The 15,549-nt window shown below is 67.9% G+C and carries 13 protein-coding genes; 7 read left to right on the top strand and 6 right to left on the bottom strand.

The annotated features are described in order from the left end of the window. The first annotated feature begins 29 nt into the window (after positions 1 to 29). On the top strand, positions 30 to 3,137 hold the full coding sequence (locus HWX09_RS20770) for a transglycosylase domain-containing protein (protein ID WP_027785339.1): 3,108 nt from the start codon (positions 30 to 32) through the stop codon (positions 3,135 to 3,137). A 39-nt stretch (positions 3,138 to 3,176) separates the two neighbouring features. On the opposite strand, the gene HWX09_RS20765 is transcribed toward HWX09_RS20770, so the two are convergent. Next, positions 3,177 to 3,524 (bottom strand): GFA family protein, encoded by a 348-nt coding sequence (locus tag HWX09_RS20765; RefSeq protein WP_027785340.1) that lies wholly within the window; start codon positions 3,522 to 3,524, stop codon positions 3,177 to 3,179. A gap of 148 nt (positions 3,525 to 3,672) precedes the next feature. Between HWX09_RS20765 and HWX09_RS20760 the strand changes: the two genes are divergently transcribed. Then, positions 3,673 to 3,921, top strand: coding sequence for a DUF1272 domain-containing protein (locus HWX09_RS20760; protein WP_027785341.1), 249 nt, complete (start codon positions 3,673 to 3,675; stop codon positions 3,919 to 3,921). 28 nt (positions 3,922 to 3,949) lie between these two features. Here the strand turns inward: HWX09_RS20760 and HWX09_RS20755 are convergent, their stop codons facing one another. Beyond that, positions 3,950 to 4,633, bottom strand: a complete 684-nt coding sequence (locus HWX09_RS20755) for a FadR/GntR family transcriptional regulator (RefSeq protein ID WP_034185441.1) — start codon at positions 4,631 to 4,633, stop codon at positions 3,950 to 3,952. A gap of 146 nt (positions 4,634 to 4,779) precedes the next feature. On the opposite strand from HWX09_RS20755, the gene dgoD reads away from it, so the two are divergent. Continuing rightward, entirely contained in the window at positions 4,780 to 5,928 is a 1,149-nt protein-coding gene (dgoD, locus tag HWX09_RS20750) for a galactonate dehydratase (RefSeq protein WP_027785343.1), read from the top strand. A 175-nt stretch (positions 5,929 to 6,103) separates the two neighbouring features. Here dgoD and HWX09_RS20745 read toward each other — a convergent pair whose 3' ends face one another. After that, complete coding sequence (locus HWX09_RS20745) at positions 6,104 to 7,036, bottom strand: CopD family protein (protein WP_027785344.1); 933 nt, start codon at positions 7,034 to 7,036, stop codon at positions 6,104 to 6,106. A gap of 378 nt (positions 7,037 to 7,414) precedes the next feature. Between HWX09_RS20745 and HWX09_RS20740 the strand changes: the two genes are divergently transcribed. The 3 genes from HWX09_RS20740 (at position 7,415) to HWX09_RS20730 (ending at position 11,101) form a co-directional block, all read left to right on the top strand. Further along, the gene (locus HWX09_RS20740; protein WP_027785345.1) at positions 7,415 to 8,179 is read left to right on the top strand and encodes a c-type cytochrome; all 765 of its coding nucleotides are present in this window, start codon (positions 7,415 to 7,417) and stop codon (positions 8,177 to 8,179) included. A 19-nt stretch (positions 8,180 to 8,198) separates the two neighbouring features. Beyond that, positions 8,199 to 9,497 (top strand): cytochrome c, encoded by a 1,299-nt coding sequence (locus tag HWX09_RS20735; RefSeq protein WP_027785346.1) that lies wholly within the window; start codon positions 8,199 to 8,201, stop codon positions 9,495 to 9,497. 137 nt (positions 9,498 to 9,634) lie between these two features. Next, positions 9,635 to 11,101, top strand: a complete 1,467-nt coding sequence (locus HWX09_RS20730; RefSeq protein WP_027785347.1) for a DEAD/DEAH box helicase — start codon at positions 9,635 to 9,637, stop codon at positions 11,099 to 11,101. Here the strand turns inward: HWX09_RS20730 and HWX09_RS20725 are convergent. The 3 genes from HWX09_RS20725 to HWX09_RS20715 form a co-directional block, all read right to left on the bottom strand. After that, positions 11,095 to 11,601: a hypothetical protein gene (locus HWX09_RS20725; protein ID WP_027785348.1), complete on the bottom strand. Its 507-nt coding sequence runs from the start codon at positions 11,599 to 11,601 to the stop codon at positions 11,095 to 11,097. The genes HWX09_RS20730 and HWX09_RS20725 overlap by 7 nt on opposite strands. 70 nt (positions 11,602 to 11,671) lie before the next feature. Continuing rightward, the gene (locus HWX09_RS20720; RefSeq protein WP_027785349.1) at positions 11,672 to 12,499 is read right to left on the bottom strand and encodes a ferritin-like domain-containing protein; all 828 of its coding nucleotides are present in this window, start codon (positions 12,497 to 12,499) and stop codon (positions 11,672 to 11,674) included. 340 nt (positions 12,500 to 12,839) lie between these two features. Beyond that, on the bottom strand, positions 12,840 to 14,480 hold the full coding sequence (locus HWX09_RS20715) for a gamma-glutamyltransferase family protein (RefSeq protein ID WP_027785350.1): 1,641 nt from the start codon (positions 14,478 to 14,480) through the stop codon (positions 12,840 to 12,842). 211 nt (positions 14,481 to 14,691) lie between these two features. Here HWX09_RS20715 and HWX09_RS20710 point away from each other — a divergent pair, with 211 nt between their 5' ends. Continuing rightward, complete coding sequence (locus HWX09_RS20710; protein ID WP_027785351.1) at positions 14,692 to 15,471, top strand: DeoR/GlpR family DNA-binding transcription regulator; 780 nt, start codon at positions 14,692 to 14,694, stop codon at positions 15,469 to 15,471. Positions 15,472 to 15,549: the final 78 nt, after the last annotated feature.

Genomic DNA, 15,549 nt, shown 5'->3' with positions numbered 1-15,549 from the left:
GATAACCGCGCCCTCAGGGAGACGCCGCCATGAATCGGCCGCTGAATCGTATCCTGCCGCGCGTGACCGGTCTCGCATCGGTCTGGACGTGGGTCAAGTGGTCCTTGCTCGCCGCACTGCTGATCGCGGTGGCGATCGTCGCGCGGCTTGTGCAGACCGAGATCGAAACATCCCGGCTGCAGGCGCACTACCTGTCCGAGCTCACCCGCGACGTCGGCTACACGGTCGAAGCGGGGCCGAGCGATCACATCCGCTTCCCCGCGAACGGCCCGTACGACCAGCGCTTCGGCTACGCGATGATTCCCGCGTTCCAGCAGCGGCTGCTCGCGCGCGGCTTCGTCGTCAGCGAGCAGGCGCGCGATTCGCAACGGATGCTGTCGCTTGGCCAGCGCGGGCTGTTTCTCCCTTACGAAGAGAAAGACCAGACGGGCCTGATGCTGTTCGATTCGACCGGCTCGCCGCTGTTCGCGACCGTGTTTCCGCAGCGCGTCTATGCCGACTTCGACACCGTGCCGCGCGTGATCACCGATTCGCTGCTATTCATCGAGGATCGCTACCTGCTCGACGCGAACGAACCGAACCGCAACCCGGCGATCGACTGGGGGCGCTTCAGCCGCGCGCTCGCCGACCAGGCGCTGCACGTCGTCAACCGCCATCAGTCGCGCCCGGGCGGCAGCACGCTCGCGACGCAGATCGAGAAGTTCCGCCATTCGCCCGAGGGCCGCACCGCGACGCCGCCCGAGAAGCTGCGGCAGATCGCCTCCGCGTCGGTGCGCGCCTACCTGAACGGCCCGCAAACGATGCTCGCGCGCCGCACGATCGTCGTGCGCTACCTGAACTCGGTGCCGCTCGCCGCGCGGCCGCACGTGGGCGAAATCACCGGCATCGGCGACGGTCTCGCCGCGTGGTACGGCCGCGACTTCAACGACGTCAACCGCGTGCTGTCCGCGCCGACGACCGGCGACAACGTCGACCAGCAGGGCAAGACGTTCCGCGAGGTGTTGTCGCTGCTGATCGCGCAGCGCGCGCCGTCGTACTTCCTCAACCGCGGCTATCCGGCGCTGCAGAAGCTGACCGACAGCTACCTGCGGCTGCTGTCGAACGGCGGCGTGATCTCGCCCGCGCTGCGCGATGCCGCGCTCGCCGCGCAGATCGAACGCAGCGCGCCGCCGGCCGCCGCGCGCGTGCAGTCGTTCGTGTCGCGCAAGGCCGTAACCTCCGCGCGCGCGTCGCTGCTGTCGGCGCTCGGCATCGGCGACCTGTACCAGCTCGACCAGCTCGATCTGCAGGCTACCAGCACCCTCGACAACGGCGTGCAGCAGGCGGTCGCCCAGCGGCTCGCGCAGGCGTCGACGCGCGACGGCGCGCAGGCCGCCGGCCTGTACGGTTTCGAGATGCTCGCGCCGAAGGACGACCCGTCGCACCTCACGTACAGCTTCACGCTGTACGAACACCGCAACGGCGCGAACCTGCTGCGCGTGCAGACCGACAGCGTGAACCAGCCGTTCGACGTGAATCGCGGCGGCCGCATCAACCTCGGCTCGACCGCGAAGCTGCGCACGCTGATCACGTACCTGCAGATCGTCTCCGATCTGCATGCGCGCTATGCGAACCTGTCGAACGCGGCGCTGGCGCGCGTGAAGCCCGATCCGATCGACGGGCTGTCGCGCTGGGCACTCGACTACCTGTCGCATACGCGCGACCGCTCGCTGCAGGCGATGCTCGATGCGGCCGTCGAACGCAAGTATTCGGCGAGCCCCGACGTGTTCTACACGGGCGGCGGCGCGCAGGTGTTCTCCAACTTCGAGAAGTCGGACAACGGCCGCATCATGACGCTGCACGCGGCGTTCGAGCACTCGGTCAACCTCGTGTTCGTGCGGCTGATGCGCGACATCGTCCACTACGAGACGCTGCAAGCGGCCGGGCCGTCGTCGTCGTGGCTCGGCGATCCGGCGCAGCGCCAGCATTACCTTCAGCAATTCGTCGACGGCGAAAGCCAGGTCTACGTGAAGCGGTACTACACGCGCTATGCGGGCAAGGCGCCCGACGACGCGCTCGCGCTGATGCTGCGCGACGTACGCAAGTCGCCGCCGAAGATCGCGACGGTGCTACGCAGCGTCGCGCCGAACGAATCGCTCGCATGGTTCGATGCGCAGATGCGCGCGCAACTGAAGGGCACGCCGGCCGCGACGCTGTCCGACGACGATCTCGCCGCGCTCTATGCGAAGTACGCGATCGACCGCTTCAACCTCAACGACCGCGGCTATATCGCGAGCGTCCATCCGCTCGCGCTGTGGACGCTCAACTACCTGCGCGCGCACCCGGGCGCAGCGCTCGCCGACGTTCAGCGCGACAGCCGCGAGGTGCGTTTCTACACGTATTCATGGTTGTACAAGACCCGCTACCACGCGACGCAGGACCGGCGCATCCGCCGCATGGTCGAGCTGCGCGCGTATGCGGAGATCACGAAGTCGTGGCGCGCGCTCGGCTACCCGTTCGCGGAAGTGACGCCGTCCTACGCGGCCGCGATCGGCGCATCGGGCGACCAGCCCGACGCGCTCGCGAAATTGATCGGCCTGGTCGCGAACGGCGGCCAGAAGGCGCCGACCGAGACGATCACGCGGCTCGATTTCGCGAAGGGCACGCCGTACGAAACCCGCTTCGTGCGCGCGGCCGCGCAGCCGCAGCCGATGCTGTCGCCGGAGATCGTCAACGTGACGCACACGCTGCTGCGCGACGTCGTGCTCCACGGCACCGCGCGCCGCCTCGCGGGCGGGCTCACGCTGCCGGACGGCAAGACGCTCGACGTATATGGCAAGACGGGGACGGGCGATCAGCGATTCAACGTCTATGCGCGCGGCGCGCGGCTGATCGAGTCGCGCAAGGTCAACCGCAGCGGCACCTTCGTGTTCGCACTCGGCGACCGGTTCTTCGGCGTGCTGACGGCGACCGCGCACGAGCCGTATGCGGCACGCTACGACTTCACGAGCGCGATGGCCGTGCAGTTGCTGAAGTCGATGGCGCCCGCGCTCGCGCCGCTGATCGAACGCCCGGCCGACGCCGGCACGCGCACCGCGGGGCCCGCACCGCAGGCGGAAACGCCTGCGCCGAACGCGGCCGCCGTGCAACCGTCCTGATCCGATCGCGGCGCGCAGGCGCCCGCGCCGGCGCGCCGCTCAGCGCGAGCGGCCGTCGTAGTGCGTGACGGGCAGCGCGTCGAGGTCGACGCCCTCGAGGCAGCGCACGTTGATCGCGGCCATCGCGGTGCCGTCCGGGTGGACGCCTTCGCCGAACGCGTGAATCCCGCAGCGCTTGCAGAAGCGATGCCGGATCACGTGCTTGTTGAACAGGTAGGTCGCCAGATTCTCGTCGGGCGTCAGCAGCTTCATGTGGTCGCGCGGCACGAACCACATCAGCGCACCCTTGCGGTGGCAGATCGAGCAGTTGCACGCCATCACGCCCTGCAGGTCGCCTTCCGCCTCGAACGTCACGTCGCCGCAGTGACAGCTTCCGCGATAAAGCATGGTCGTCTCCCGGTGCGGCCCGTGCGCGTCGCCGGCGCCCGGGCGGGACACCGTTGGCCGGGCCGATCCAAACGCGTACAGTAGCGCTCGCACGCGCCGCACGCAATGTCCGGGCGGCGCCCATCCCTCACCGACCCAGGAGACCATCATGCTCGAACTGCGCCCCGGTTGCGAATGCTGCGACAAGGACCTGCCGCCCGATTCGGCGGACGCGCGCATCTGTACATTCGAGTGCACGTTTTGCGCGACCTGCGCGGACGACGTGCTGAAGGGCCGCTGCCCGAACTGCGGCGGCGACCTGGTCGCTCGCCCGCGGCGGCCGGCGAGCCTGCTCGCGAAGTACCCGGCGTCGACGGAGCGCATCCACAAGCCGGGCGGCTGCGCGAACGCCGCCTGACGGCGCGGCACCGGCCGCCCTGCTCCCGTCACGACATCTCGATTCGCGCGCGCGTCACCGCGAGCAGCGTCGCCATCGCGCGGCGCGCGCCGTCCTCGTCGCGCACGCGGATCGCGTCGCTGACGGCCGTGTGCTCGGCAAGCGACGCGTTGTACACGTCCGCCCGACGCGCGTTCAGCTGCAGTTGCGCCTCGAGCGTACGATCGATCAGCGCGCCGAGCGGCACCAGCAGCTCGTTGCCGCCGGCCTCCAGCACGCTCAGGTGAAAGCGCAGGTCGGCGCGCACCCATTCGTCGACGTTGCGCGCGGCCGCCATCGCGCGCGCCGCGCCCTCGATCGCGTCGAACGCGTCGGGCGTATGGGTGCGCGCGGCCAGCGCGGCCGCGTACGGCTCGATCATCTCGCGCATCTCCTGCAGCTTGAGCGCGAACGCGAGGGGCGGCGCGACGCGCGCATACCAGTCGAGCAGATCGGCATCGAGCAGGTTCCACGCACGGCGCGGACGTACGCGCGTGCCGACTTTCGGCCGCGATTCGACCAGCCCCTTCGACGTCAGCGTGCGCAACGCCTCGCGCATCACCGTGCGGCTCACGCCGTACATCTCCATCAGGTCGGGTTCCCTCGGCAACAGCGATTCGGGCGGATAGTCGCCGCGCAGGATCGCCGTCGCGAGCCGGAAGGCCGTCTGTCCATGCAGGTCGCGTTGAATGATCGTTCTCCGTCGGGTGCGGTGCCCACTATCTGCACATTAATGCTATTAATACTATTTTTTATTCGACTACGCTAGGATAATCGCGAAAGCACGGATCGTGTGCCGCGTCGGCACGGCCGCGCCGGTCAATCATGGAGACTCGCGTCATGAAAATCACCCGCCTCGAAACGTTCGTCGTCCCGCCCCGTTGGCTGTTCCTCAAGATCGAAACCGACGAGGGCATCATCGGCTGGGGCGAGCCGGTCGTCGAAGGTCGCGCGCACACGGTCGAGGCCGCCGTGCAGGAACTGGCCGACTACCTCGTCGGCCGCGACCCGCTCCTGATCGAGGATCACTGGCAGGTGATGTACCGCGCGGGCTTCTACCGCGGCGGCCCGATCATGATGAGCGCGATCGCGGGCGTCGACCAGGCGCTGTGGGACATCAAGGGCAAGCATCACGGCGTGCCCGTGCACGCGCTGCTGGGCGGCCAGGTGCGCGATCGCATCAAGGTGTATTCGTGGATCGGCGGCGACCGGCCGAGCGACGTCGCGAACAATGCGCGCGCGGTCGTCGAGCGCGGCTTCAAGGCCGTGAAGATGAACGGCTCCGAAGAGCTGCAGATCGTCGACACCTACGACAAGGTCGAGCAGGTGATCGCCAACGTCGCGGCGGTGCGCGACGCGGTCGGCCCGCACGTGGGGATCGGCGTCGACTTCCACGGCCGCGTGCACAAGCCGATGGCGAAGGTGCTGGCGAAGGAACTCGATCCGTACAAGCTGATGTTCATCGAGGAGCCGGTGCTGTCGGAGAACGCCGAGGCGCTGCGCGACATCGTCAACCAGACCAACACGCCGATCGCGCTCGGCGAACGGCTGTACTCGCGCTGGGACTTCAAGCACGTCCTCGCGGGCGGCTACGTCGACATCATTCAGCCGGACGCGTCGCACGCGGGCGGCATCACCGAGTGCCGCAAGATCGCGACGCTCGCGGAAAGCTACGACGTCGCGCTCGCATTGCACTGCCCGCTCGGACCCATCGCGCTCGCCGCGTGCCTGCAGCTCGACGCGGTCAGCTACAACGCATTCATCCAGGAACAGAGCCTCGGCATCCATTACAACCAGGGCAACGACCTGCTCGACTACCTGCGCAACCCCGAGGTGTTCCGCTACGAAGACGGCTTCGTCGCGATCCCGCAGGGCCCGGGGCTCGGCATCGACGTGAACGAGGAGAAGGTGCGCGAGATGGCGAAGACGGGCCATCGCTGGCGCAACCCTGTGTGGCGCCACGCGGACGGCAGCGTCGCCGAGTGGTGAGTGCGATGCGCAACGCGCGCGGCCGCGGCCGGCGCGATCCGCATCGACTCGAGTACGGCCGCCCGATGAACTGACAGGCGGCCGTTTTTGCATGCGCGGCGAGCATGCCATGCGTGGCGCACGCCCTTCGCGTCCCTGCATTGCGCGCTTGCATTGCGCCGCGCGGAACCTGCCGTCAGCCGAGCGCCGCGAACCCCGGCACGCTGAACGACAGCACGGCGGCCGCGACGAACACGCCGATCATCGTCATCCCTTCGAGATGCAGGATGTTGCGAAACGTGTGCGCGTCCTCGGTCGACGCGGTGCGGCGCAGGCGCGGCAGCGCCGAGAAGCGGTTGAGCCCGCCGAGCACGAGCGCGAGCGCGACGAGCAGCAGCTTCAGCAGCAACACGCGCCCCCACGTGCTGCCGTCGAGCGGCGCGAGCGAGCCGCCGAGCCCGCGGATCGCGTTGAGCACGCCGGTGCCGAGCACGAAGACGACCGCGGCGATCGACGTACGCGACAGGCGCTGGCCGATGCGGATCAGCGCGCCGCGCGCGACCGACGTACCCAGCGCCGGCAGCACCGCGAGCCCACCCGCGAGCACGAGGCCGCCCCAGACGGCAGTGGCCAGCAGGTGCAGCGTCTGCACGCCGACCGCCGCGGACAGCACGCCGCTATCGGCCGCATGGCCGAGCGACGCCTTGCCGGCCGCGACCACGATCACCGCGAGCCACAGCACCGCATGCGCGAGCGGACCGTCCGGCTTCGCGAGCGCCACGAACGCGAGCACCACCGCGCCGGCGAACGCGACGCTCCACGCGAATCCCGTATGCGTCTGCATCAGCATGACGGGCATCGCGGCGAACGCGCCGCCGAGCCCCGCACCGCTCATCGTCGCGGCCTCGTAGACGAGCCAGCCGAGATCGGCGAGCACCAGCGCCAGCGCCGCCGCGACCAGCGAATGTTGCGCACGCAGCCATGCGGGATGCGACGGCGCGACGACCGGCCGCGCGCCGTCCTTGCCGAGCCACGCCTTGAGCAGCGCCGAGCCGACCGCCATCGCGAACGCCGCATCCATCAGCGCCGCGAGCGCGACCTGACCGATCCACAAGCTGTCGAACTTCATCGCGCATTCCCTCCCGCAAGCGGCAGGCCGGCAGTGCGGCGGCAACGGGACGGACAGCGTGAGGCAGGCAACGGCACGGTAAGAAACGTCATCGATGAATCCGGAAACGGGAGAAATGACTGGACCTGCGGCGGAGGCGGCGCCGCGCGACCCGCGAGTGTACGGTCTTCGAGGGCGAAAGCGCACGCCGGTTCACTCGAGCGTTGCGCAATGCGCGTCAAATTGTCGCAAGTCGCAAACAGACAGGAACCGATGTCCTTTCGTCAAATAGCCGTCATTACCCATCGATGATAGAATGCCGCGTCGCAGCAGCCCGGCTGTCCTGCCGTCCATGCGCCGAGCCGATCGTAGCCCGGACAAGGTCCCCGACGAATAAACATGGAGTCTCGTGTGTCTTCAAGACGCCTCTTCCGTCCGCTGTTCGCCGTTCTGATGATCGGCGGCGCGGGCCTTATGAGCGCTGCCCAAGCGCAGACCAAGCCCACGGAGCAAGCGCACGCCCAGCAGGCGCCGCTCAAGGCACCCGATACCATGGCCGAGCGCGTGCGCGGCTGTACCGCATGCCACGGCGTTCACGGCCAGGGCACGGACAACGACTATTTCCCGCGTCTTGCCGGCAAGCCGGCCGAGTACCTGTACAACCAGCTCGTCAACTTCCGTGACGGCCGGCGCAAGTACCCGCCGATGAATTACCTGCTCACGTACCTGAACGACGACTACCTGCGCGAAATCGCCGAGCACTTCTCGGCCGAACGTCCGCCGTACCCGACGCCGGCGAAGCCGACGCTGCCGGCCACGACGCTCGCACGCGGCAAGCAGCTCGTCACGCAGGGCGACCCGTCCCGCAAGCTGCCGGCCTGCGTGGCCTGCCACGGCGCGGGGCTGACCGGCATGCAGCCGGCGATTCCGGGCCTCGTCGGCCTGCACGCCGATTACCTGAGCGCGCAGCTCGGCGCATGGCGCTCGGGCAACCGCCACGCGAAGGCGCCCGATTGCATGCACGACATCGCCGCGAAGCTTTCCGACGAAGACGTGACGGCCGTGACCGCATGGCTCGCCGCGCAACCGGCGCCCGCCAACCCCGTGCCGGCCCCGGCGCGTTCGATGAAGACTCCGCTCGCCTGCGGCAGCGAACCGCAATAAGGCAAGGGAGACAGACACAATGAAACGCAAGTCCCTGTTTGCACTCTCGGCCGTCGCGATCGTCGCGGCCGCCGCCCTCGTACCGGTCCTGTGGCCGGGCAACGACACGCTGCACGGCGCTGCCGCCGTCGCGGCCACGCCGGCCGATCAGGCCGCGCTGATCAAGAAGGGCGAATACCTCGCGCGCGTCGGCGACTGTATCGCGTGCCACACCGTGCGCGGCGGCAAGTCGTTCGCGGGCGGCCTGCCGATGGCGACGCCGTTCGGCACGATGTACACGCCGAACATCACGCCGGACGACCAGAACGGTATCGGCAAGTGGACGTCGGACGACTTCTACCGTGCGATGCACACGGGTCGCTCGAAGGACGGCAGCCTGCTCTACCCGGGCTTCCCGTTCGCGAGCTACACGAAGGTCACGCGCGCCGATTCGGACGCGATCTACGCGTACCTGCGCTCGGTGGCGCCGGTGTCGGTGCCGAGCCGTCCGCACGAACTGAAGTTCCCGTTCAACAACCGCAACCTGCTGATCGGCTGGCGCACGCTGTTCTTCAAGGAAGGCGAGTACAAGCCGGATCCGACGAAGTCGGTCGAATGGAACCGCGGCGCGTATCTCGTCGAAGGCCTCGGCCACTGCTCGATGTGCCACACGTCGATCAACATGATGGGCGGCCCGGTGAGCTCGTCGGCGTTCGCCGGCGGCCTGATCCCGCTGCAGAACTGGTATGCGCCGTCGCTGACGAACGACAAGGAACTCGGCCTCGGCGACTGGCACGTGCAGGAGCTGTCCGACCTGCTGCAAGCCGGCGTGTCGCACAAGGGCGCAGTGTTCGGCCCGATGGCGGACGTGGTCCACAACAGCCTGCAGTACATGAGCGACGAAGATACGCGCGCGATGTCGACGTACCTGAAGTCGATCCCGCAGAAGGCTGAAGCGCCGAAGAACATGCAGTACGAGCCGTCGAAGCAGTTCGGCAACGCGCTGTTCGACCAGGGCAAGAAGATCTACGCGGACAACTGCGCGACCTGCCACGCCGAAACCGGCGCCGGCAAGCCGCCGGCCTATCCGCCGCTCGCGGGCAACCACTCGATCATGATGGAATCGGCCGTCAACCCGATCCGCATGGTGCTGAATGGCGGCTACCCGCCGAGCACGTTCAAGAATCCGCGTCCGTATGGGATGCCGCCGTTCGCACAGTCGCTGTCGAACCAGGAGGTAGCGGCGGTCGTCACGTATATTCGGATGTCTTGGGGTAACAACGGTACGCCGATCTCGCCGCAACAGGTGAGCGATCTGCGTTCCGCGCCGCTCGACTAAGAAGCGGCTCACACACACGGGGCGCGGCTGCGGGAAACCGCGGCCGCGCCCTTTTGCTTTTTGGCTGTTTTGCGATGCGGGTTTGCCGCGCGGGCCGCGCGACGCATCGCCGATCATAAAACTCAAGAGTGGTATCTATGTCTTTCGAATCTCTCGGCCTGGCCGAACCGCTGGTCAAGGCGGTCAACGAGCTCGGCTACACGTCGCCGACCCCGATCCAGCAGCAGGCGATCCCGGCCGTCCTCGGCGGCGGCGACCTGCTCGCCGGCGCACAGACCGGCACCGGCAAGACCGCCGGCTTCACGCTGCCGATCCTGCAACGCCTGCACACGTTCTATGCCGAGCACCGTGGCGCGAAGCGCGCGGTGCGCGCACTGATCCTCACGCCGACGCGCGAACTCGCCGCCCAGGTCGAGGAAAGCGTCCGCGCGTACAGCAAGTACGTGAAGCTGCGCTCGACCGTGATGTTCGGCGGCGTCAGCATCAATCCGCAGATCGATGCGCTCAAGCGCGGCGTCGACATCGTCGTCGCGACGCCGGGGCGCCTGCTCGACCACATGCAGCAGAAGACCATCGACCTGTCGAATCTCGACATCCTCGTGCTCGACGAAGCCGACCGGATGCTCGACATGGGCTTCATCCACGACATCAAGCGCGTGCTCGCGAAGCTGCCGCCGAAGCGCCAGAACCTGCTGTTCTCGGCCACCTTCTCCGATGAAATCAAGGCGCTTGCCGACAACCTGCTCGACTCGCCCGCGCTGATCGAGGTCGCCCGCCGCAACACGACCGCCGAGAGCGTCGCGCAGAAGATCCACCCGGTCGACCGCGACCGCAAGCGCGAGCTGCTCACGCACCTGATCCGCGAACACAACTGGTTCCAGGTGCTCGTGTTCACGCGCACCAAGCACGGCGCGAACCGGCTTGCGGAGCAACTGACGAAGGACGGCATCAGCGCGATGGCGATCCACGGCAACAAGAGCCAGTCGGCCCGTACGCGCGCGCTGGCCGAGTTCAAGACCAGCACGCTGCAGGTGCTCGTCGCGACCGATATCGCCGCGCGCGGGATCGACATCGACCAGTTGCCGCACGTCGTCAACTTCGACCTGCCGAACGTGCCCGAGGATTACGTGCACCGGATCGGCCGCACGGGCCGCGCAGGCGCGACCGGCGAAGCCGTGTCGCTCGTGTGCGTCGACGAAAAGCAGCTGCTGCGCGACATCGAGCGGCTGATCAAGCGCGAGATCCCGCAGGAAGTGATCGCGGGCTTCGAACCCGATCCGAACGCGAAGCCGGAACCGATCCAGCAGCGCCGCGGGCAACAGCAACCGCGCGGTGGTGGCGGTGGCGGCGGCGGCGGCAATCGTCAGCCGCGTGGCAGCGGCTCAGGCCAGCCGGCCGCGAAACGCGACGGCAACGCGCAACCTAAGGCCGCGCAAGCGAAAGCTGCACCGCAGAAGGCCGCGAAGCCGCGCACGCAAGGCGGCGCCGCGGGCAATAGCGGCGGACGTCCGGCGGGCGGCGGCAACGGCGCGCGCCCGGCGAGCGGCAACGCCGCGCACGCGAACCGCAACCGTTCGTCGCGCAGCGGCCAGCGCGGTCACTGAAGCCGCGCGGCCGCGCGCCGCAGGTGCTCGATCTGGCGCTGCCAGCGTGCGAGCACCGCGGCGCGCTCCCCTTCCAGCGTGAACGTGACGCCTGTCGCGAGACGCGCATAGCCGACCCGCTGCGCATCGCCGTGCGCGATCGTCGCGGCGAATCCGGCCAGTCCGCCGAAGTCTCCTTCGAGCGGCGCCATCTCCAGTTGTGCCTGAAAGAACGCACCGTCCGCGACGAGCGTCAACGCGGCGGTGCGCCGTTGCGCGATCGCGCGCGCCGCCCGCGACTGCGGCCAGAGCGCGATCAGCAGCGTGCGCGCATCGTGTGCATAGATCTCGCCGACGCCGAGCAGCGTCGTGCGCAACTGGCCGTCGTCGGTCGCGACGATCAGCGACGCGGCGATATCGGCATGACGCTCGAGTGCGGTGCCGTCGAACAGCGACACGACGGCGGACGGCCACGCGTCGAACGTCCATTGCTCGAGCGCGTGGCGATGGGGATCGGTCATGATGGCGTGGCCCGGGTGCGGATCGGATGAGGATGCGCCAGCATACGCGCGACGGGCCGCGCCGCGGCGATCAGCGCATGAAAACGTGCCGCGTGATCTTCGTGAGCGGATAGTGCACGCCCGGCTGGATCCTCGCGGGCAGATCGAGCGGCTTGAGCAGCATCTTCACGCACATGTCGGCCGACAGGTTGCGCCGGACCAGCGAACTGATGCGTGCGACGCGCTCGCGGTTGTATTGGCTGTCGCCGACGCGATCCGGATAGCGGATCGCGAATACGTGGCGCAGCGCGATCTCGGAATCCTCGTTCTTGATTTCCATCACGCGGCGCGCGAGTGCCCCGAGCACCGCGAGCCGGCCGTTGCCCTCGACCTGGTTGTACTTCTTGAAGAACTTGAAGAAGTGCTTGTAGTGGCGCACTTCGTCCGTGCGGATGTTGTCGGTGATTTCCTTCAGCACCGGCTCGTCCGAGCATTCGTTGATCGCGCGATAGAGCGTGGCCGTGCCCGTCTCGACGACGCAGCGTGCGACCATTTCAAGCGCGCGGGTTTTTTCGAAGGCCTCGACCGAGCAGGTCTTCGAATACTCGGCAAAGAAATTCGCGAACGCGGTATCCCAGTCGAACTCGGGCCACACGTGCGCGATGTACGCCTTCAGCGCGCGGCCGTGCTGCAATTCTTCGTGCTCCCATGCATTGTTGAGCCATGCGGAGACTTCCGGATCGTCGTTGAAGAACTCGCTCAGATTGCTCGTATAGAGATCCGAGCCGCTTTCGATGAACGACGATGCGCACAGCAGCAGCAACAGATCCTCGTTCGCGGCGGCACGCTGACGATCGATCCGGTTCAGGTCGATGTCCTCGATACGCCACGGCATCACATGCGTGGTTTTGGTGTCCATGGTGGTGCGCTCCCAGTCGTCGCGCGGAGGCCGGCCCATGCCTGGGGCACAGGCGCCAGCCGATCCGCAGGCGGCGTTTTACTTGCGTTTATAGTGAATCGGTCCGGCCGAACCATGCTGGCATCTTAGCCGGACTTTGATGTTCGTGCTCCAAAGCACTGACCATGCCCGAGAGGCGCAGTTCCACGGCGTCCGTTGCCGTTCGTTAGACGGGACCTTCAAACCGCTTGCGCGCATTCGATGGTATGCGCCGGTGCCCAAACGAAAACGGGCGGCCGCAGGGCCGCCCGTGATGCAGGGAAACTGCCGGAAAACCGCCGGGAAAGCTGGAAGCGATCCGTCAGAAACCGGCCGCCAGCCCGTCGCGCCGGCTGTCGCTCGCGGCCACGTAGCCGCGCTCCGGATCGTCGGGATCGAGGCGCCAGACGAACTGCCCCGAACCGAAATCCATGTAAGGATCGTCGACCGACTTGATCGTGTGGCCGCGGGCGGCCAGCGCGTCGACCGTCGCGCGGTTCATCGTCGCCTCGACGTCGAGCGTGAAGTCGCGGTTGACCTTCCAGCGCGGCGCGCAACACGCGGCCTGCGGCTGCTGGCCGTAACCGAGCATCCGCACGACGGTCTGCAGATGGCCCTGCGGCTGCATGTCGCCGCCCATCACGCCGAAGCTCATCACGGCCTCGGTGCGGCCGTTGGCTTCCTCGGTGACGAACGCCGGGATGATCGTGTGGAACGGCCGCTTGCCGCCCGCGACGACGTTCGGCGAAGCCGGGTCCATCGAGAAGCCGTGCCCGCGGTTCTGCAGCGCAATGCCCGTGCCGGGCACGACGAGCCCGGAACCGAAGCCCATGTAGTTCGACTGGATGAAGCTCACCATCATTCCGCGTTCGTCGGCCGCCGACAGATAGATCGTGCCGCCCGAATGCGGGCGGCCGGCGGCGAAGTGCGTCGCACGTGCAGGATCGATCAGCTTCGCGCGTTCGGCGAGATACGCATCGTCGAGCATCTGTTCGGGCGTGACGTCCATCGCGCGCGGATCGGCGACGTAGCGATAGACGTCCGCGAACGCGAGCTTCATCGCCTCGATCTGCAGATGCTGCGAATCGACCGAGTCCACTGGCCATTCGGTCACGCCCGCATACTCGGCGATGCCGAGCGCGATCAGCGCGGCGATGCCCTGCCCGTTCGGCGGGATCTCGTGAATCGTGTGGCGGCCGAAGCGCTTGCCGATCGGCTCGACCCATTCCGGCCGGTACGCGCGCAGGTCGGCTTCGGTCAGCGCCCCGCCGCCTTCGCGTGCGAACGCGGCGATACGCTCGGCGAGCGCGCCTTCGTAGAATGCACGGGCACCGTCCTTCGCGAGCGTGCGCAGCGTCTGCGCATGACCGGGCAGGCACATGCGTTCGCCGACGAGCGGCGCGCGGCCGCGCGGCATGAAGGTGTCCGCGAAGCCGGGCAGGCCCTGCAGTTCGGGAACGGCCGCCGCCCACTTGTGCGCGACGATCGGCGGCACCGAATAGCCGCGCTCCGCGATCTCGATCGCCGGCTCGAGCAGGTCCGCGAACGGCAGCGAACCGAACTTCGCGTGCAGCGCTTCCCAGCCCGCGATCACGCCCGGCACGGTGACGGTGTCCCAGCCGCGCGTCGGCTTGTTCGCGATGCCGCGCGCGTCCGCGCCGTGACGCTTGCGGAAGTAGTCGACGTTCCAGGCGGCGGGCGCCACGCCCGATGCATTCAGCCCGGACAGCCGCTCGCCGTCCCACACGAGCGCGAATGCGTCGCCGCCGAGCCCGCACGACACGGGCTCGACGACCGTGATCGCGGCGGCGGCGGCCAGCGCCGCATCCACCGCGTTGCCGCCCTTCCACAGCATCCGCAGCCCGGCCTGCGCGGCAAGCGGGTGCGACGTCGACACGACGTTGCGCGCGAACACCGGGATGCGGGTCGACGGATACGGGTTGTGCCAGTTGAAGTCAGTCATCGCTACCACCTCGTCGAAAGCCGAATGAACGCGCCCGCACGAGCGGGCAATCCGCCATTGCAGCGCGATCGGCGCAATCGCGCAAATTCATTTGTCACATGAATCCATGCAATTTCCGCATGAATCATGCGCGCCGACGTCCGGCAGGCCGGCCGAACGCCGTTGCCGCCCTTACAATACCCGCTCCGTCTCACGACACGACCATCGAGCCATGACCCGAGATCCCCGCCTCACCCTCAACGCGCGCCAGCAGGAACTGCTCGAATGGGTGCAGCGCGACGGCTTCGTGACCGTCGACGATCTCGCCGCGCATTTCGCGGTGACGCCGCAGACGATCCGCCGCGACGTGAACTGGCTCGCCGACCTGAATCTGCTGCGCCGCTACCACGGCGGCGCGAGCCTGCCGACCAGCTCGGAGAACGTGTCGTACACGGCGCGCCAGCGGATGTTCCACGACGAGAAGCGGCGCATCGCGGCGCTCGCGGCGTCGCACATCCCCGACCAGGCGTCGCTGTTCATCAATCTCGGCACGACGACCGAGGAAGTCGCGCGCGCGCTGAACCGCCATCACGGGCTGCACGTGATCACGAACAACCTGAACGTCGCGTCGATGATGAGCGGCTACCCCGACTGCGAGGTGCTGATCACGGGCGGCATCGTGCGGCCGTGGGACAAGGGCATCGTCGGCGAACTCGCGATCGACTTCATCCGCCAGTTCAAGGTCGACTACGCGATCATCGGCACGTCGGCGATCGAGGCCGACGGCACGCTGCGCGATTTCGACACGCGCGAGGTGCGCGTGGCCGAGGCGATCATGCAGCATGCGCGCACGGTCTACCTCGTGACCGACCATTCGAAGGTGGGCCGCCCGGCGCTGGTGCGCCAAGGCCATCTGAGCCAGGTGCACGCGCTTTTCACCGACAAGCCGCTGCCGTCCGACATGGCCGATACGGTGGCCGCCGCCGGCACCCAGGTGTACGTCGCGGAATGACGCTCGCGATGCTGCACCGCACCTGAAACTTCAAGTGAAATCAAGAAGTTGGCGCCGCGCGCGAACCGCTTGTGGCAT

The organism is Burkholderia sp. BCC1208 (genome assembly GCF_902833095.1).
GTDB lineage: Bacteria > Pseudomonadota > Gammaproteobacteria > Burkholderiales > Burkholderiaceae > Burkholderia.
This window is presented reverse-complemented; position numbering and strand designations above follow the sequence as displayed.